A 17665-nucleotide genomic window follows, 5' to 3' on the forward strand; every position below is an offset into this window, starting at 1 on the left:
CATTTATCACAAGGAAATATATACACCACTACATCTAAACTTAGAGTGCTTGATCCTTGTTTCTTTCTTTTTGAATTGTGATATTTGCAATATCGGTAACACAATAACCGCAGTCTTATGGCAAATATTTTACTCATAGAAGACGATGACAGACTTTCCAGACTGATTGCAAAGGGCTTACAAGAAGCCGAATTTGAAATCAGTACGGCATACGATGGTATGACAGGGATAAAGCTGGCTACACAAAAAGATTTTGATCTGGTGGTTACTGATATCGTTTTGCCCAAAAAGGATGGATTGGATTTTTGCAAAGAAATAAAAGCATTGAAGCCTAACCTGCCTGTGGTGATGCTTACTGCATTGGGGACTACCGACGATAAGCTGGAAGGTTTTGATGCCGGAGCAGATGATTATTTGACCAAACCTTTCGAAATGCGTGAACTTATAGCCCGAATAAAAGTACTGCTAAAACGCTTTTCACAACAGCAACAGCAAAAAGTATTTGTCTTGCGGTATGAGGGCATTGAAATGAACCTTGAACAGAAAATTGTAAGCAGGGATAAAATTTCGATCAAACTAACACCTAAAGAATTTAACCTTCTGAAGTTTATGCTTGAAAACTCAGAACGCGTGCTTTCCCGAAGTGAGATTGCCGAGAAAGTATGGGAAACCCACTTCGATACCGGAACCAATTTTATCGATGTATATATCAACTATCTCCGTAAAAAAATAGACAAGGATTTTGCCGTAAAACTTATTCATACAAAGGCTGGGATGGGCTTTATTCTGAAAAAAGATTACGAATCGGATATTTCATAAAACATTGTAAAATGAAAATACGGACCCGGCTTACTTTACTTTTCACACTGGTCACGGCAATGCTTCTGGGTGTTTACAGTATTACCGTATACTATTCTTCCAAAGAAGCCCGGGAGAAATCATTCTATGGGGAATTGCAAAATGAAGCTATAGCCAAAGCTGATTTGTATTTTAAAAGCTCACTTTCCGAACAGGAAATGCACAAATTATACAGAAACAATAACAGAACCCTAAACGAAGTTCAGGTTGCTATCTACGATTCTGGTTATGATCTTATTTATCATGATGATGCAAAAGTAGACTATGTAAAAGAGACTAGGGAAATGCTTTCCGGTATTTTTAAAAAGAAGAAGACCAGGTTTTTTCTGGACAATCTTCAGGTTATCGGGATTACGTACAATTATGCCGGGAAAACTTATGCTGTTACTGCTGCTTCCTATGACAAATACGGCCACGCCTATGTTACAAGCCTCCTGACAGTTAGTATTATTGCATTTTTTATTATCCTTATTCTCGTTTATCTCGCAGGAATATTCTTTGCAAGTAAGGCGCTGAATCCCGTAAGTGAAATGGTGAATCAGGTAAAAAACATTACCGCAGGAAAACTCCAGCTAAGACTAAAAACAACCAAAGAAAAGGACGAATTAAACGAACTTGCGCAAAGCTTCAACAGAATGCTGGAACGGTTGGAAAATTCTTTCGATGCCCAAAAGTATTTCGTATCCAATATATCACATGAGCTTCGGACACCTCTTGCAGCTATTATAGCAGAGCTGGAGCTGGCTTCTGAAAAGAAACTTAGCGAGGAGGAATATCAACAGACAATAAAGCTTGCTTTGGAAGATGCCCGTAATATGACACGTCTATCTGATAGTCTGATGGATCTCGCCAAAGCCAGCTATGATCCAAATGAGATCAGTTTTTCTGAAGTACGCCTCGATGAAGTTCTTTTGGAGTCATATTCGAGAACAATAAAGGAAAATCCAAAATACAAAGTAGCACTTCATATTGACGACGCTGTTGAGGAACAACAACTAACTGTACAGGGAAATGAATATCTTTTGCGTGTAGCATTTAATAACCTTATCGATAACGCCTGCAAATATTCTCCGGAACACTCCTGTGCTCTTACTGTTACTGTAAATTCCGGTGACCTGCACATTGACTTCTCCAATACAGGTGTTACCATAGAAAAGGAAGATCTGCAACATATTTTCGAACCTTTTTACAGAAGCGAAAATTCCAGAACCGAAAAAGGTCATGGAATAGGATTATTCCTCACTGAAAAAGTTATCCTTCTCCATCATGCAGAAATACTGGTCACATCGGAACATCACAAAACCTCTTTTACAGTTGTTTTCCGCACACCAGGAATAGAGAAAACATAAAATAAAATCTCTTTAAAGTCTGACTCTAAAGAGATTTAAATTATATTGTTTTAGCAAAATTACACAGCTCTTGTCATTTCATATTGCTCGATGAAGACTTTTAAACCTGATTTTTGTAAAAACTTGTTGGCAGCAGCTGAGTTCTCATCTACATTGATAATAGAGACACTGGCACCAATTTCTTCTTTTAATGCAGCAAGCAATTGTGTACCAATTCCTTTCCGTCTGTGTTCAGGAGCAACTGCAAGCTGATATATCTTTTTAGCCTCCGGATTATAGACAAGATAACCTACCAGTTGTCTCCCTACAAAGGCTCCCTGTATTTTACAATGTTCTTTTATTTCTTCCAGTACATTGACAGAGTTTTGCCATGTCGGCTGAATATCCCAGAAGGTCTTCATTTTCTTCCAGCCAAAATCTACAACTTCAAGGATTTCAGCCTCCTGCTTTACAGCCTCAGAAGTAATCTCCCCACGGTAGCATTTAAGTTTACGGTTAATGGTATAACCAAATTTTTGATAAGACTTGATAGCCGGTGCATTATCGGTAATAACTTCCAATACTAATGTTTTCGCTCCCTTCTCTTTCAATACAGGAAGAATAAGATCGTACATCTCTCTTACCCATCCGGATTTTCTTCTTTCCGGGATAACACCAGTACCACCATTATAAACGACTAGTTTTCCGTCTATCATTTGTTTGCCATGCAGGATAAAAGCAACGGGCTTTTCTCCGTCTTTCACCATTACCGACATACTTTTATCGGTTTTGTCGGATCGCATTTTAAACTCCAGCTGTTCTTCGGTAAGTTTCATTGGCACTATATAATCGGCAAATGAATCATTAAATACCTGGAGGATCTGCGATGTATCTATTGTTTCTATAGTCTGAATTTCCATTTTTTAATTTTTATTAGTGATTAGAAGCTTTACTAAAAATTGTAGTTCCGATACTGGCTATTATTACACAGGCTATGGAAACCCATTGCAAAAAGCTTAAACTTTCTGATAAAAACACAAGTCCTGAAAGGGCAGCAAAGGCAGGTTCCAGACTCATTAAAATACTAAAGGTTTTCGCCGGCAGTTTCTTTAGAGCTACCATCTCCAGAGAAAATGGTAATGCACTGGATAAAATAGCAACACCCAAACCTTTCAGAAAGATCATCGGAGTAATATTGAAAACAGCACCATCCCATACTGTAAAAGGAATAATAACCAAACTGGCAAACAGCATACCTGTAGTTACAGCATCTTTACCATCCATTATTTTGGCCACTTTTCCTCCCATCACAATATACAATGCCCAGAAAATACCAGCCAGAAAGGCTAAACCTAATCCTAGTAAATCAACATGATCATTATTCCATGGAACAATCAGTAATATCCCGACACATGCCAATAAAGCCCAGATAACATCTAATAATTTCCGTGATAGCGCCAGTGCCAGAAATAAAGGTCCCGCAAATTCTACTGTAACTGCTAAGCCCAATGGTATTCGCTGTATAGCCATGTAGAAAATAAGATTCATCACGGCAAGCCCCGTTCCGTAAAAACCACAATAAATCCACATTTGTCTGGTAAATTGTGAAAATTTAGGTCGGTTAACCAGCGTTAAAATTATAGCAGAAAGTACTATTCTTAAAGTAACAGTCCCTATGGCCCCGATAGCCGGAAAAAGTTGTTTTGCAATGGAAGCCCCACCCTGTACACATATAATAGCTAATAATGTGGCGGATATGGCAATATTTGTATTTGTTTTTTTCATTCTTATAGTTTAATAATTTCACAAAAAGATAACCCTGAGAAAAAATTTCAAGGTTTCGAAAAAGTGCACTAGCACTTTATTTTTTCATTCATTAAAAAACTACTACTGAATTCATTGTGTAAAGGTTTATCTTCAAATATACTAATTTTTATCTTTAATAAGCTTATATCCTATTGATTATTTGCGACTTTCAGGACTCTAATCGATTTTTTTTTGCCATAGCTGGCTATCTCGTTCACCAAGTTTTCTGTCGCGGGATTTTTATTTTTTTGTATCAAGAATCATTTCCAATATCGGATAAGCTTTTCCAAAATCATCTGTTGCCCGTCTGCCCGTTTGCACAAATCCGGTTTTCAGATAAAAATCTACAGCTTGTTGATTCTGCTCGTTGACATCCACTCTTGATATCTGAAATAATGATTGTGCATATTGAAACAGTTTGCTTCCAATTCCTTTTCTCCTGTAGTCAGGATCAACAAACAACATATCCAGCGTATTTTCTGAAATCCCCATAAAACCTGCTACCTGTCCTTCGATCTCATAAATAAAAAGTTTTACCTGCGGCAATGCTTCAGGTATAATACTCTTATAAAATGTTATATCGGCAGGATCTAAAAAGTGATGAGTTGCCCTTACTGAAGCTTCCCATACCCTCATCACTTCTCCATAATCTTCCAAATTAGCTTCCCTTATTAATTCACTCATATCTTCAAGTTTACATGATTAAACAATATCAATACAACAACCTGAATTAAGATAGTCTATATCAAAACAATCAATGCTTCCGGGAATTTATAATCCAGAAATTGTCATGTAATCTTTCGGTTGAATATAATTGATTTAATAGCATTGCCGTACTTTTCATAACCTATTTAAGTTAACATATTCCGACTCACTGCTGAAAGTAATCAAAGATACGAAATCCTATGGATTTTAAGTCAGGAAACATCTGCTTTTTAAGGCTTTGACTGTTATTTTCTCATTTTATCAAAATACTAATCAGTAAAGCAGAAACATATAAACCTATACCGTATATAAAGTGTATCCACAAGCTTCTTATTCTTGCAATACGCGGATCAGGCATTTTGGATGCCGCGATACCAAATCCAAAGGCTGGTTGCATCATAAAAAAAGGAGCTAATGTTGTACTAATACCAATAAGTATAGCCGGGAAAAGCGAAGGATGCTCTAACCAATTTACACCCCAGATAAGTAACAAAACAAATGCAAATCCTATCCCTATTCCATAATGCGCCATCCAGCCAATGAGTTTTTCATGTGGTATCGGTTTTGTCTGCATAATATTCTGGTGTGAGAATATTCCGTTTTTAAAGTTCCCAATCCATCTGCCTACCAGACGATAGTCCAAAGAAGGTATATTAAACAATTTCTTAACAATAACGGCATATACGTCCATAAAAATGGTTGCTCCTGCTCCTACTAAAATAGCATAAAATATCAATTGCATAGTTTCTTAATTAAATAGACGAATCTCAAATTGCTTTTTAGCGTAATGCTATTAGCTGCTCTTCTAATTGTTCTTCTGAAAGCACTCCGGAGCTACGCCATAGCTCCTGATTATTTTTCAGTACGACAAACGTTGGTACTGCACGAACTCTGTACTGTATTGCCATATCCTGAGCCTCGTCCACATCTACCTGATGTACATTTAACCAATCTTCCAATTTATCTTTCAGCGTATTAACAACCGGCATCATCATTTTGCATGGATAACACCATTCCGCATAGAACTGTAATAAAGTCAGTGAATCAATTTCCTGAATTTTGTTGTCTGTATTGTTCATTGTTTTAAAATTTAGTCCTACAAAATTAGGTTGGACCTAAGGCACAATCCTGTTACAAATCGGAGGAGAAATGGTACAAATCACAGATTACACTAGCTGAATACAAAAGCACCGATTATTATATTATCAACAAGCTTTTAAGACACAGGAAAATATAAAATTGTATATTTGGTCTTTACTTCGATAAGCTATTCGCTTCTTTCTTCCCGGCATATTAGGTATTTCTTTTATCTCTGTCCGGACAATCTTCCTTTACAATCATTAATTACATATTAAAAAACAATTTAAATTCATCAGCAATGAATAATTTTCATGTGATTACCGGTGGCCCTGGCTCCGGTAAAACGTCCCTTATCAATGAGTTAAACAACAGCGGATATCTTACTGTTCCGGAAGAAGGCCGTAGAATTATAAAAGAACAGATTGAATCTGCAGGTGAAGGTCTCCCCTGGAAAGATAAATCTATTTTCGCAACATTAATGCTGGAAGCTTCATTAGAAACTTACTATAAAATGCTTCAAGAATCAGCAGGCTCCTTAGTATTTTTTGACAGAGGAATACCAGATACTATTGGCTATATGGAATTGGAAAACATTCCGGTTACTTCGGAAGCGGAGCTAATTATACGTGCTAATCCTTATCATACAAATGTATTCTTGCTTCCACCATGGAAAGACATCTACGAAACGGATACCGAACGCAAACAAAGCTGGCAGGAGGCTGTAGACACTTACGAAATAATGAAAGACGTCTACACCCGATATGGATACAACATCATCAATGTTCCTTTTGATACTGTGATAAACAGAAAGAAATTTATCCTTAATAATCTTTAAACAATATCCAGTTGTTGAAGCTCTTTTATATCACACCATAATAAGCTTTCTGAATATCTTTTTTCTTGAGCTGTTCTTTATATACTTGTATACAATCGTTTAATATTTTCATTTTTCTTGTATTAGATAATACAATCTGAAGCGATAAGATCCCATTTTCCATATAATGTAAGCCCTGATGCAGCTGCGAGTGCTACAGAAGCATGATTATCTATCTGACAACGATACTGAGGTTCATAACCTTGTCGAAGTGTATATTTACAAATCGTGTGCACCAGGTTTCTGGCATGTCCTTTTCCTCTGTAATCAGGCAGTGTAAGTACTCCCAGATCTGCAATTTTCACATCATCTCCCCACGGATACATACTGGCAGCGCTTACCAATTTTCCATCTTCGAAAGAGCCAAATACAACCCAATGATCCAGTTCCACATAAGCATCATCAAGATCTTGTTCTGAGGCTAACGAAACAAAATATTCAAAAGCCTCGGCATCCGAAGCATTTAGCAGACGAATGGTCTCAATACTTGCTGTTTCTAATAGTTTCTTTTTATTTTCTTCCTGATAATAGTAGATGTAATCGGCTCCGTGCAGAGATATTCCCGCATCTTTTAGCAGCTGAAGGAATACAGATTCGGATAAGGAATCGTTTACCATCAGGCCTATACGTTTCATGATAGCAGATGTTATAACAGCATTTACACGCTGCTTGTCTGCACTTTCCAGCAACATAATCTGGCCGTCTTCTTCCAGATCTTCATTAATCATAAGTGTAAAACTATCGTCTTCATACCAAAGATCTCCGTTCATTTCCTCATTCCAGAAGTCAGTAACCTGCTTTGAAAAATTATTCATTCTTTGTTTTTTAGATATTTAGTGTTTGTGTCTTTTTCTGTACTGTAACGGAGTAAGTCCGGTTTGTTTCTTAAAAAATCGTCCGAAATAAGAATCATCTGCAAACTGAAGTTCCGTTGCAATCATGGATACTGTATCACTGGTTTGCACCAGACGTGATTTGGCCTCCTGAATAAGCTGTTTCTGTATAAAATAACTTGCCGGAAAGCCTGTAATTTCCTTTACCACATCATTAAGATAGTTGGGGTGGACATGCAATAGCTCTGCATATTCATTTACTTGTTTTTTATCCAGAAAATACTGATTTACAAATAACTGAAACTGAGCTACCAGTTGCTCCTGTCTGGAAAGACTAAAAGTCTCCTCGGCAGATGTTTTACGGTGTATCCTTTCTGCTTCCAATAAAATAACATTCAGAAACATCCTTACCAGAAGGTCATCGTTGAATGTAGATTTCTGGCACATCTCACTATTCAGTTTCCAGAAAAGATGTTCCATCATCAGGGTCTCGCGCTCCGAAAGCTTAATAAACGGCTTCTGATCTGTCTGAAAAAAAGGAAACTGATTTAACTTGATCTGATGCTTAATACATAACAGAAAATAATCTACATCGAACATACACAGTATACCTTTTATATTTTCATCCCATTTTTCTGTAGAATAAAGTTGGTTTTCAGAAATAAAGTACATAGATCCCGGTCCAAAATGGTATTTTTTGTGCCCGATTGTTTCTTCCGTCTCTCCTTCTGTAAGCAGTATAATACTATAGAACTTTCTTCTTGTCCGGTCTCCGAATGTCTTCTTCTGTATCTTCTTCAGTTCTTCCAGTGCTATGACTTCCAAAAAACCATTCCCATATATATACTCTATTGTAATACACTCCTCGCAGAATGAATGATGAGCATCGTTCAAATAAAATTCTTTGAATTCCTGTGGATTACTAATTTCTTTAATATCGGAAGATCTAGACATTTTTATATTTTTAGGAGATGATTTTTACAAACTTGCGGTAGAACTCTTTTGGGTCCAGGTTATGATAAATACTAAGAAAATCTTTTTCCATATCTATGCTCTCTACGCCAGCCTCAATGGGCATGTACAAAAGGCGGAAATCTACTCCTACTACTTCTGCTGTCACAGCTGTCATTTCCACGCCGTTCCTTTCATAAAAAGCAATTCTTTTTTCTCTTATCAACCGCTCTTCTTCATTTATTGCTTTTTCCGGCGCCTCACATTCTATAATAAAACCTTTAGCCTTTATACTTTGAGCCAATTTCTGAAGGAATATAGAGCCAATCCCGCCTCCACGACCAGCTTCCTGCGTTACTGCAAAATAATCCAATAACAGCAAATCTTTCTCCTTCCACATAAAAGAGGCATAGGCTTTCACTTTAGAATCTTCTTCCAGTGCGTAAGCAGTATATTTATTAGCAGCAAATGCGTTTTCTATTACATACAGTGGTTTTATCTCATCTTCAGGAAAATCCTCCACAAGATATCGGTTGTATATATCACTAAATTCTGTAAAGCTAATTTCTCTGGTTACCTGCATTTTTCTTTTCATTTATCTCTATTAATCTTCTGGTAGTCACTACCATTCTCTTTCTAAATCTTCTTTCCAGTCATACGGCAGTATTTCGCCAAGACTTTTATATATTCCGTTTTTTACTTCTACAACAGCTTCAAGGTTTTGTTTAGAGAGCTGGCTCATCAGTTCTCTGCATCGTCCACATGGTGGAACTGCATTTCCATCGTTATCCACAGCTACTACAGCCTGAATAACAGATTCTCCGTTTTTCAGCATTTCTGCAACAGCACTATGTTCTGCACAAAATCCCATAGAGCATGCTGTATCTATACTAATACCGGTATAAACATTTCCGGCAACTGTTTTTATAGCTGCAGCAACTCCGCCGTATTCTATAAAATCATTCAGAACTCTGGATTTGGCATATTGATGTGCTATTTTTTTTAAATCCATAATGTTATTATTTTATACAGTTAAAAATTACAATTGGCGGACGTTCCACATGTAGTCTGAAATCAGGTCTTGATATAAGAAGTGCTTCGTCAGGAGTTGGTTCCTCTATATTTTTGATACAGAATCCTGCTTTTGATAATTCATGTACAAGTGTACTTAGTTTTCTGTGGTATTTAATAACTCCATCTACAAACCAATTCTGCTTTCTTATTCCCTCTTTACCATATTGGTTCAGAAGCCACGACGGACTGCCATTAACCTCTTTCCAACCATTTTGTGAAGCTGTGCAAACCGGATGTTCTACCGAAAAAAGGAACTGTCCTTTATTATTCAGTCCTTCATAAATTTTATGAAGTAATGGTTTTATATCTTCAATATAATGCAATGCCATAGAACTGATGACAATATCAAAATTTTTAGGTTCTATTGTATAATCTTCAATCGCAGTACATTGTAAAGATACTCTGGAATCATTCAGCCTTCTTTTGGCTTCAGCTATCATTTTTTCAGAAATATCAATACCGGTAATAGCAATCGGATTCTGCTCCAGTACAGCCTGAATCTGATGTCCGAATCCACACCCAATATCCAAAATACTTTTCCCGTTTGCATTATACATAAGCCTCTTCATAACGGGTTGCTCCAACAATTCGTTCAAACCTTTATCCTTATCCCTAAGGTCTTTATAGGCCTCAAAAAACTCAGGGTTATCATAAATATTTTGCTTCATCTTCTCTTACTTCTTAAATTCTGTATTCCGTTTAGTCTGTCATTTATTTCCGAAACTATGTATGTGATAAAAAAGGAACAACTAGTTTTTGTTCTTCGAACATACGATATAACTCTTCAGACACATACAACACCGTATCTTCCTCTGTCAGCAACTCATACTCAAAACCTTCCTCTAATGGTGTAAAACCCAATCGTACAGAAGTAAACTCCTCATGGATAAAGGCAGCAACAATCTGCTGTAGATCGACCATATTTTTGCTAAAAACTTCTGTAATTTCCAAAGCTTTTTCCTTCACATTAGCCACTACAATAGCTTCTAATTCTTCAATGTAGCATATAGTATCTTTATGCCCAAAGTCGGGGTAAGCATAACAATAAAACATTGATATGCCTTTACTTTGGACTGGTAAAGCCGTATTAGCCAGATTACTTTCTACCAAATTTGTGAATAAATCCAGATCCTCTCGATTGTCCAGGTTTAGTTTTCGTATCCCGACAGACGTAGAAAAATCTTTATTTGTTATATTTTTAAAAGCCTGATATTCTGCTACCGGTCTGAATCCGAATTTCGGATAAAAGTCCAATACACTGTCATTGGCAAACAGCAGCATCCCATCCGTTTTTTGTTTAAAATCTGCCAGAACCCGTTCCATCAGAAAACGACTTAGTCCTTTATTCTGATATTCAGGATCTGTCATTACGGTCCCAAACTGCAATAATTTCTTTTTCTCACCCTCAATCTCAGTATCAAAAAGACTTGCCGTAACATGAGATACTATTCTCTCTCCTTCGAACAGGGAATACACAATACAGTTATCATCCCAAAAACCACTCTGATAAAAGTTCTCAAAGGTGAATTCCCAAACCTGCTGTGTAAGCCTGTTCAGCTCTTCTCTTAATTTCTCATCATTTTGATAAGCAATAGCGAGGGTATAACTATGTTCGTGTATATTTACTTTTTCTAAATGCATTTTTTACGTTTTAAAGCCTCATCAAGGTTTAAATTCTGCTCTTATTGTCTTTATACCAGCGAATTGCTTTTTGTTCTTCATCTTGTATAAAATCATTTTTAGCGTCATTATATTCATTCCCATCCTTCCACTTTTTTTTCCCAATTTCCTCTTTTAGCTTCTGATATTCGGTCAGTACAACAGGATGTGTCCGAAGGTAATCCCGAAAAGCGATATGACGCAGCCAATGTTCCGAACCCACAGGTATTACATGTATATGGGCCATTCTTAAATCATGATCGTGAAGCTTCTCCGGAATTTCATCTCCTTTATTAATCTGTTCAGGAAAAGACCATTCGGAAGGTTTGGCTTTTAGCTTTACAAAAAATCTTCGGTAAGGCATATCTTCATTGTATTTTTCATAATACACATACTGATTCCCGGCTAATAAAATCGGAATTTTATCTAAATCATCTTCAGAATTAACACCTATCATAATATCGATAACAGGCTTTGCAGAAAGTCCCTCTACGGATGTACTTCCTATATGCTGAATATCTGTATGTAATGTAGATGTTAATTCTTCTAGTTCCTGTCTCAGTTCTTCAAACTGTTTTTTCCAGTCAGGATTATATTTTTCTATGGTGAGCTGCATGATTGGAAAGTAGTATTTATGAATATAATGTTCGGGGTCTTTTTCTGCCGAAAACAGCATCTTCTAACTTCTGAAGTATTTCCTTTTCGATATCTTCGGTATCAGGCTTATTACAGAGCAGAATGACGGATATTCCGCTATTCAAATATAAAGAATTATAGGTAAAATACCCAGGCCAGCCACCTGTATGGTATACCTGCTTTTCATCATTCTTTTTTTCATCAAGCTCCCACCCTAATCCATATGAAAATACTTGTTCATCATTATTTACTGTAGGTTCAAACATCAGATCCAGATATTTCTCATCTACTAAATACTGTTCCAGTATCGCATTATTCCATATCAACAGATCATCCAATGTAGAGTTAACTGTTCCATCACCCTGTATACCGTCCAGATAATAAACATACTCTTCTCCTTTTATTTCATCCGGCAACTTTAATTTTCCAGTCTCCGGATCACTTAAAACACCAAACGCATAATCAGGAATTAACTGCGGATTTTTCCGTCTGTTATATACCATGGTATTGTTCATGTCCAATGGTCTGAAAATATATTTCTGAAGTACTTCGGAGAAAGTAAAGCCTGTTATTTTTTCCAGAATTACAGCCAGTATTACATAACCCGTATTACAATAATCCCATTGTTCACCAGGATTAAAATAAACTTTAGGGCGAAGAGCTGTTAATAGCCCTACTACGTCACTATTATCTGCAATAATCGTTTTATCCCAAAACTCTTCAAACAATTCTATATAATCAGGCAATCCTGAAGTATGATTGAGTAATTGAAAAACGGAAATTCCTTCATAGGGAAAATCCGGAAGAAAATACTTTACGTCGGTATGCAGAGACAGATGATATATATCCAAAACCTTTAACATGGCAAAAGCTGTAAATGGTTTGGAAACAGACGCAAGCTCAAAAACTGAGGCTCTGCTCAGTTCTCGTTTTTCTTCCGGATGATAAGTATTGCCGAACGACCCTGTATATAGTACCTTACGTCGTTCGGCAATCATTATATTTCCATTAAATTTTATTTTTTTTATATAATTTTCAAGTATATCAAATACGTTCTTCATTAATTTTTTAGTTTGAAATTTTTCGCATCAACATTTCCAAAGGCCCCTGTTTAAACTTCTTGCTCCAAAAGATGCTGAAATAAATACTAATAATAAAGTAACCTACAGAGAATAATAAAATATAAACGGGCTGTAAAGGCGGCTGTCCTCCTAATTCTCCCGAATAATAATCGCCTCGTAAAAGTGCCAGTATCACAAGACCAATCGTAAGATGAGATACATAATGTGTAAGTGTCATCTGCCCTGTTTTAGCCAGATCTATCGCCCACTGTTTATCCGAAATATACAGGCTTACATACATGAAAGCTGCAATAAGCATCATTCCAAAGCTTAGAGTATTGATTACAAAAGGTAAAAACGGTGGAATATAATCTGAATGGATAAATTCCATAACCTTTGGACTAAGATTAAGATAAGGGCTTGCAAAACGAATCATCTCAATAAAAATGAATAACACAAGTCCTATTAAAAACATTTTACGTTGGGTCTGTTTTTGCGTCCAGTCCTGTCTTCCTAAATATAAACCTACAGCGAAATACGCAAACCATGGAAATATAGGATTCCATCCATTGTAGAATGTATTCCGGAGAAAACCTTCTACTGTCCAGAAATCCAGATATTGTAAATTCTGAAAATCCCACCCTGTCTCATAAGGGATAAATAGTAACAGAATATGAAAGACCGCCACAGTAATACCAGCAGCTATTAGGTAGTACTTTTTATCCATGAACACCAGCAAAGCACCTATACTCATATACCCACCATACAAATGCAGGATATCTGCAGGCCACCACAGATAAAAAAGTACTCCAAAAACAAATAGGAATGCTGCACGCTTCAGAATTGTTGTTCTTAATCTTTTTCTGTCTTCTTCGGTGTATTCTGAAATCCGGTTTGTCATCAGTGCCACACCCATACCCGCCAACATAACGAAGACTGTACTGGAATGTCCGCTAAACAGGGTCAGGAACTTACTCATGAAACTATTATCTTCTTTCCCAAAGACAATATTAAAGTTTACAATAAACATCCCAAAAATAGCATAAGCCCTGGCCAGATCAAATCCGATAATCCTTTTCTTCATGTTGCATATATTCCGCAGCAAAAATCACGATTACCATCCAACCAGCCTTTGACAAATGTCAAAAAATCCAGGAATTATAAGATTTAATTTATAACCACAAAAGAAACTTTTTTTAACACATAGAGACATAACCTGCTAATCTATGATGAAGGTATCTTCGATACTAACATAGAATACATAGCTGATGTGTGAAAATTTATTTTCCTATGTATCAACTCTTTTATAGAATTAATCCTATGTTTCTATGTGGTTTTGTATGCAGTATTGATAACCACAAAAGAAACCTTTTTTACCACATAGAGACATAGCTTTAGAAGCTTCGATATATGCGGCTATAATTCATAACCACAAAAAAAACAAAAGAATAACATATCGGATCCGGTAAAAGTTCAAAAAACAATCTTTTTTAACCACATAGAGACATAGCTTTAGAAGTTCTAATAAGGTATATCCCTATGTTTCTATGTGGTTTTACATACCGTATTTATAGCCCAAAAGAAATATTTTTTCAACTACATATATACATAGCTTTATAACCTCTAATAAGGTATTTCCCTATGTTTCTATGTGGTTTTATATACAGTATTGATAACCGCAGAAGAAACTTTTTTTACCACATAGAGACATAGCTTTAGAAGCTCTAATAAGGTATATCCCTATGTTTCTATGTGGTTTTATATACCGTATTTGTAGCCTAAAAGAAATATTTTTTCAACTACATAGAGACATAGCTTTATAACCTCTAATAAGGTATATCCTTATGTTTCTATGTGGTTTTATATGCAGTATTGATAACCGCAGAAGCTATGATAGTAACACTAGAGTTTGGGTCTAGTGCTGCTATTATTTTTGATTATATTTTCGCTCTGATTCGGCTAAGGGTTTCCAGAGAAATACCCAAATAAGATGATATATGGGTGAGTTTGATATGGTGAATATATTCCGGGGATTTCTTCAACAGATTGAGATAGCGGTCTGTTGCACTGCGTGCATGAAAATCGAAAATACGGTCTTCCAGCCAGATAGCATATAATTCGGTGACGAGAATTACATATTCCATCAGCTGTGGGTATTGTCCCCTGATCTGATAAAAAGCATTATAATCAACTGCCTCAACAGTAACGTCTGTCAGGCATTCTATAACTTCTTTGCTTGGTTTCTGATTCACAAGGCTCTCAAATGATACAGCAATATCTTCTTCAAAAAAGAATTCCGTTGTAACTTCTTTATTGTCCAGAATAAAAAACTTTCGGGCAATTCCGTTTACCATAAAGTAACTTTTCCGACAAATTTCATTTTCCTGCAGCAAAAGCTCACCTTTCTTCAGGTGTTTAATTGTCGTTAACTGATCCATTACATTCGTTGTTTCTTCATCAAAACTTTCAACGAGTGTCTGAATCCTTTCGATATGTTCAGTCATTTATGGCTGTGGTTTATTTTGATTCGCTTTTTTTGCAATAATATCGTCCAGATATTTTTTCAATACCAGAGGATGGCAGTGTTTTTCATCTTTTGCAGCATACACCAGGGTTATTACTTCTTCTTTTTCTAACCTTTTCAGAAATGTAAGGCCAGGGTTTTTATCCAGTAATTCGGCTTTATATTTTGCAGAAAACTCAGCCCAAAGCGTAGGATCATGATGAAACCATTTTCTAAGCTCTGTAGATGGAGCTAAATCCTTGTCCCATTCGGCAATATCAACTTCTGGTTTAGAAATTCCACGCGGCCATAACCTGTCCACCAGAACTCTGTAACCATCTTCCGGAGAAGGCTTCTCATAAACTCTTTTAAGGTGTATTGTCTGCATAACTGTAAAAGCAATGACTAAATTTATGAAAAATTATGCATTCTTTAGTAATACCAGTATTTAAGCAATATGAGCTGCTTAGCTCAGTTCTTTTAAGACTTTTATAGCATTTTCATTCTTAGGATTTAATTTCAGAGATTTTTGATAACTCTTTTTAGCTTCTTCTTTTTTTCCCATCTTCAAAAGCAGTTCTCCATAGCTATCATAGGTATTCCATCCTTTAGGGTATAATTGAGTATTTAGCTTAAATATTTCCAAGGCTTCATTCTCTTTATTCTCTTTCAATAGTTTATAACCAAAACTATTGATCTCATCTTCATTGACATTATATTCAGTGTTTTTTCCTTTCTTAAACTCTTCTTTAATCAGTAATATAAGTTTATCTACAGAAGGATTTTCTTTTGTATAATACTGGTCAACGGATTTCAGGTTCATCAGCCTTTCTTTCTCTTCCTGCTCTTTAATTGTTTCAACCTTATAATATTTTCTTTGTTCATCGGTTACCTTAGAAGGATCTAGATTGTACCTCTTCCATTTACCGTTTGTTGTGTTGTTTCTTATAAACTGAGTACCATAAATCTGAGGTTTTCCCCGACGCATCAAATCTCTGTCAACTGCCGCTGCATACCACCATTTATTAAGGCTTGGATCCAATTTTATGGCTTTATCAAAACTCTGAACTGCCATCCTTGAGGCTATTGTATCATTCCCATGTTGAAACACAATTCCTACATTTAGATAATCTTTTGCTGTTTGTACTTTATTTTCCTTTATAAGTTGGAAAATCCTCTCCCTTCTCATACTATCTTCTTTATTCAGAATTTTCCAGTTTATCTCTCCGGACATTCTGGATTTCTGATCAGCATCTGCCATTTTCTGAAGTTCAGTATTGTCCTGAGCATCAATATGACTAACAAATAATATAGTGAAAAGCAATGAAAATATCACATATGTTCTGTTCATAATCTTGTTACTTAAGTTCAGATAAAAATATACATTTTTCACCAAGTTTTGAAAAATCATAATTCTTTATTTTCTAATGGATTTCTAATTACATTCTAAGACCTTTCTAACGGCCTTTCCAAATACACCAGCCTACCTTTGCAGCAAAGAAAACAGATATGGATACCGATCCGCATTATTACAACAACTAAGCATTCTGCCGCTTCACTTTTCTGTAAGCCGGCCGGATGCTAAAACAGAAAGGTTATGAACACATTAGAATTTACACTTCGTCTTTTTATTGCATTTGCTTTGGGAGCCAGCATTGGTTTCGAAAGACAATGGCGCCAGAAAAGTGCAGGACTCCGCACCAATACATTAGTATGTCTTGGATCGGCAGCATTTGTACTGCTTTCTATAAGAATAGGTGGTGATGCTACCGGCAGAATAGCATCTTATATCGTTAGCGGCATTGGTTTTTTAGGTGGTGGAGTCATTATGAAAGACGGACTTACCGTAAGAGGACTTAATACTGCTGCTACCATCTGGTGCTCAGCTTCCGTTGGAGCTTTATGCGCAATGGGACTTCCGTTTGAGGCAGCTATTACCAGCGGATTTATTATCCTCACTCATTTAATTCTACGTCCACTAGGAATAACACTTAGTAAAAACATCAGCAGCAGAAGCCATTATACTGAATACCTGCTTAGTATTAAATGTAAAACGGAGGTTGAAAACCATATACGAGTGCTTCTTATGCAGTCCTTAGGCGGCAATGATAAGGTTCTGCTGAAATCCCTTACCAGCGATGATAATGGAACACCTGAAAATGCAATTATCACAGCCGAAGTTCATGCTTCTGTACCACAGGACAGCTTTATGGAAAAAACAGCCAGCAGACTTACTATAGAAGACAAAGTAATTAAGGTAAGCTGGGAAATTATAGGTACCGAAAACGATTTGTAAC

21 protein-coding genes are annotated in these 17665 nt (G+C 36.3%); 4 read left to right on the top strand and 17 right to left on the bottom strand.

The window, feature by feature from the left end; genetic code table 11:
* Positions 1–117: 117 nt before the first annotated feature.
* Both BAZ10_RS15355 and BAZ10_RS15360 read left to right on the top strand, forming a co-directional pair.
* Positions 118–819, top strand: coding sequence for a response regulator transcription factor (locus BAZ10_RS15355; protein ID WP_078772773.1), 702 nt, complete (start codon positions 118–120; stop codon positions 817–819).
* 11 nt (positions 820–830) lie between these two features.
* Positions 831–2207: a HAMP domain-containing sensor histidine kinase gene (locus BAZ10_RS15360; RefSeq protein ID WP_078772774.1), complete on the top strand. Its 1377-nt coding sequence runs from the start codon at positions 831–833 to the stop codon at positions 2205–2207.
* Between the two features lie 59 nt (positions 2208–2266).
* On the opposite strand, the gene BAZ10_RS15365 is transcribed toward BAZ10_RS15360, so the two are convergent.
* The 5 genes from BAZ10_RS15365 to BAZ10_RS15385 form a co-directional block, all read right to left on the bottom strand.
* A complete protein-coding gene (locus BAZ10_RS15365; protein WP_078772775.1) occupies positions 2267–3106 on the bottom strand; it encodes a GNAT family N-acetyltransferase in 840 nt (279 codons plus the stop codon).
* Between the two features lie 13 nt (positions 3107–3119).
* Positions 3120–3971: an EamA family transporter gene (locus tag BAZ10_RS15370; protein ID WP_078772776.1), complete on the bottom strand. Its 852-nt coding sequence runs from the start codon at positions 3969–3971 to the stop codon at positions 3120–3122.
* A gap of 261 nt (positions 3972–4232) precedes the next feature.
* Positions 4233–4676: a GNAT family N-acetyltransferase gene (locus BAZ10_RS15375; RefSeq protein ID WP_078772777.1), complete on the bottom strand. Its 444-nt coding sequence runs from the start codon at positions 4674–4676 to the stop codon at positions 4233–4235.
* Positions 4677–4950: 274 nt separating this feature from the next.
* Entirely contained in the window at positions 4951–5439 is a 489-nt protein-coding gene (locus BAZ10_RS15380; protein WP_078772778.1) for a DUF2938 domain-containing protein, read from the bottom strand.
* A gap of 37 nt (positions 5440–5476) precedes the next feature.
* The gene (locus BAZ10_RS15385; protein WP_078772779.1) at positions 5477–5776 is read right to left on the bottom strand and encodes a thioredoxin family protein; all 300 of its coding nucleotides are present in this window, start codon (positions 5774–5776) and stop codon (positions 5477–5479) included.
* A 299-nt stretch (positions 5777–6075) separates the two neighbouring features.
* Between BAZ10_RS15385 and BAZ10_RS15390 the strand changes: the two genes are divergently transcribed.
* Positions 6076–6612, top strand: a complete 537-nt coding sequence (locus tag BAZ10_RS15390) for an AAA family ATPase (RefSeq protein WP_078772780.1) — start codon at positions 6076–6078, stop codon at positions 6610–6612.
* 122 nt (positions 6613–6734) lie between these two features.
* Here the strand turns inward: BAZ10_RS15390 and BAZ10_RS15395 are convergent, their stop codons facing one another.
* The 12 genes from BAZ10_RS15395 to BAZ10_RS15450 form a co-directional block, all read right to left on the bottom strand.
* Positions 6735–7466, bottom strand: coding sequence for a GNAT family N-acetyltransferase (locus BAZ10_RS15395; protein WP_078772781.1), 732 nt, complete (start codon positions 7464–7466; stop codon positions 6735–6737).
* Positions 7467–7484: 18 nt separating this feature from the next.
* Positions 7485–8438, bottom strand: coding sequence for a helix-turn-helix domain-containing protein (locus BAZ10_RS15400; protein ID WP_078772782.1), 954 nt, complete (start codon positions 8436–8438; stop codon positions 7485–7487).
* 10 nt (positions 8439–8448) lie between these two features.
* Positions 8449–9030: a GNAT family N-acetyltransferase gene (locus BAZ10_RS15405; RefSeq protein WP_245803835.1), complete on the bottom strand. Its 582-nt coding sequence runs from the start codon at positions 9028–9030 to the stop codon at positions 8449–8451.
* A 27-nt stretch (positions 9031–9057) separates the two neighbouring features.
* Positions 9058–9447 (bottom strand): cytidine deaminase family protein, encoded by a 390-nt coding sequence (locus BAZ10_RS15410; RefSeq protein WP_078772783.1) that lies wholly within the window; start codon positions 9445–9447, stop codon positions 9058–9060.
* Between the two features lie 7 nt (positions 9448–9454).
* Entirely contained in the window at positions 9455–10177 is a 723-nt protein-coding gene (locus BAZ10_RS15415) for a class I SAM-dependent methyltransferase (RefSeq protein ID WP_078772784.1), read from the bottom strand.
* A 55-nt stretch (positions 10178–10232) separates the two neighbouring features.
* Positions 10233–11150, bottom strand: coding sequence for a GNAT family N-acetyltransferase (locus BAZ10_RS15420; protein ID WP_078772785.1), 918 nt, complete (start codon positions 11148–11150; stop codon positions 10233–10235).
* Positions 11151–11178: 28 nt separating this feature from the next.
* On the bottom strand, positions 11179–11784 hold the full coding sequence (locus BAZ10_RS15425; protein WP_078772850.1) for a GrpB family protein: 606 nt from the start codon (positions 11782–11784) through the stop codon (positions 11179–11181).
* Positions 11785–11800: 16 nt separating this feature from the next.
* On the bottom strand, positions 11801–12865 hold the full coding sequence (locus BAZ10_RS15430; RefSeq protein ID WP_078772786.1) for a serine hydrolase domain-containing protein: 1065 nt from the start codon (positions 12863–12865) through the stop codon (positions 11801–11803).
* Positions 12866–12872: 7 nt separating this feature from the next.
* Positions 12873–13949 (bottom strand): DUF418 domain-containing protein, encoded by a 1077-nt coding sequence (locus BAZ10_RS15435; RefSeq protein ID WP_078772787.1) that lies wholly within the window; start codon positions 13947–13949, stop codon positions 12873–12875.
* A gap of 853 nt (positions 13950–14802) precedes the next feature.
* Positions 14803–15369, bottom strand: a complete 567-nt coding sequence (locus tag BAZ10_RS15440; protein ID WP_078772788.1) for a Crp/Fnr family transcriptional regulator — start codon at positions 15367–15369, stop codon at positions 14803–14805.
* The gene (locus tag BAZ10_RS15445; protein WP_078772789.1) at positions 15370–15756 is read right to left on the bottom strand and encodes a DUF488 domain-containing protein; all 387 of its coding nucleotides are present in this window, start codon (positions 15754–15756) and stop codon (positions 15370–15372) included.
* A gap of 78 nt (positions 15757–15834) precedes the next feature.
* Positions 15835–16719 carry a tetratricopeptide repeat protein gene (locus tag BAZ10_RS15450; protein WP_078772851.1) on the bottom strand — a complete coding sequence of 295 codons (885 nt, stop codon included), beginning with the start codon at positions 16717–16719 and terminating at the stop codon, positions 15835–15837.
* A gap of 246 nt (positions 16720–16965) precedes the next feature.
* Here BAZ10_RS15450 and BAZ10_RS15455 point away from each other — a divergent pair, with 246 nt between their 5' ends.
* Positions 16966–17664 carry an MgtC/SapB family protein gene (locus tag BAZ10_RS15455; RefSeq protein ID WP_059324854.1) on the top strand — a complete coding sequence of 233 codons (699 nt, stop codon included), beginning with the start codon at positions 16966–16968 and terminating at the stop codon, positions 17662–17664.
* Position 17665: the final 1 nt, after the last annotated feature.

This window comes from Elizabethkingia occulta (assembly GCF_002023715.1).
GTDB classification, from domain to species: Bacteria; Bacteroidota; Bacteroidia; order Flavobacteriales; family Weeksellaceae; genus Elizabethkingia; species Elizabethkingia occulta.

Bases quoted from the DNA above. Each gene is read 5' to 3' on its own strand.
- BAZ10_RS15360 (WP_078772774.1), top strand. From the start codon at position 831: ATGAAAATACGGACCCGGCTTACTTTACTTTTCACACTGGTCACGGCA.
- BAZ10_RS15435 (WP_078772787.1), bottom strand. From the start codon at position 13,949: ATGAAGAAAAGGATTATCGGATTTGATCTGGCCAGGGCTTATGCTATT.
- BAZ10_RS15440 (WP_078772788.1), bottom strand. From the start codon at position 15,369: ATGACTGAACATATCGAAAGGATTCAGACACTCGTTGAAAGTTTTGAT.
- BAZ10_RS15405 (WP_245803835.1), bottom strand. From the start codon at position 9,030: ATGAAAAGAAAAATGCAGGTAACCAGAGAAATTAGCTTTACAGAATTT.
- BAZ10_RS15415 (WP_078772784.1), bottom strand. From the start codon at position 10,177: ATGAAGCAAAATATTTATGATAACCCTGAGTTTTTTGAGGCCTATAAA.
- BAZ10_RS15430 (WP_078772786.1), bottom strand. From the start codon at position 12,865: ATGAAGAACGTATTTGATATACTTGAAAATTATATAAAAAAAATAAAA.
- BAZ10_RS15410 (WP_078772783.1), bottom strand. From the start codon at position 9,447: ATGGATTTAAAAAAAATAGCACATCAATATGCCAAATCCAGAGTTCTG.
- BAZ10_RS15385 (WP_078772779.1), bottom strand. From the start codon at position 5,776: ATGAACAATACAGACAACAAAATTCAGGAAATTGATTCACTGACTTTA.
- BAZ10_RS15445 (WP_078772789.1), bottom strand. From the start codon at position 15,756: ATGCAGACAATACACCTTAAAAGAGTTTATGAGAAGCCTTCTCCGGAA.
- BAZ10_RS15365 (WP_078772775.1), bottom strand. From the start codon at position 3,106: ATGGAAATTCAGACTATAGAAACAATAGATACATCGCAGATCCTCCAG.
- BAZ10_RS15420 (WP_078772785.1), bottom strand. From the start codon at position 11,150: ATGCATTTAGAAAAAGTAAATATACACGAACATAGTTATACCCTCGCT.
- BAZ10_RS15375 (WP_078772777.1), bottom strand. From the start codon at position 4,676: ATGAGTGAATTAATAAGGGAAGCTAATTTGGAAGATTATGGAGAAGTG.
- BAZ10_RS15355 (WP_078772773.1), top strand. From the start codon at position 118: ATGGCAAATATTTTACTCATAGAAGACGATGACAGACTTTCCAGACTG.
- BAZ10_RS15390 (WP_078772780.1), top strand. From the start codon at position 6,076: ATGAATAATTTTCATGTGATTACCGGTGGCCCTGGCTCCGGTAAAACG.
- BAZ10_RS15450 (WP_078772851.1), bottom strand. From the start codon at position 16,719: ATGAACAGAACATATGTGATATTTTCATTGCTTTTCACTATATTATTT.
- BAZ10_RS15455 (WP_059324854.1), top strand. From the start codon at position 16,966: ATGAACACATTAGAATTTACACTTCGTCTTTTTATTGCATTTGCTTTG.
- BAZ10_RS15395 (WP_078772781.1), bottom strand. From the start codon at position 7,466: ATGAATAATTTTTCAAAGCAGGTTACTGACTTCTGGAATGAGGAAATG.
- BAZ10_RS15400 (WP_078772782.1), bottom strand. From the start codon at position 8,438: ATGTCTAGATCTTCCGATATTAAAGAAATTAGTAATCCACAGGAATTC.
- BAZ10_RS15425 (WP_078772850.1), bottom strand. From the start codon at position 11,784: ATGCAGCTCACCATAGAAAAATATAATCCTGACTGGAAAAAACAGTTT.
- BAZ10_RS15370 (WP_078772776.1), bottom strand. From the start codon at position 3,971: ATGAAAAAAACAAATACAAATATTGCCATATCCGCCACATTATTAGCT.
- BAZ10_RS15380 (WP_078772778.1), bottom strand. From the start codon at position 5,439: ATGCAATTGATATTTTATGCTATTTTAGTAGGAGCAGGAGCAACCATT.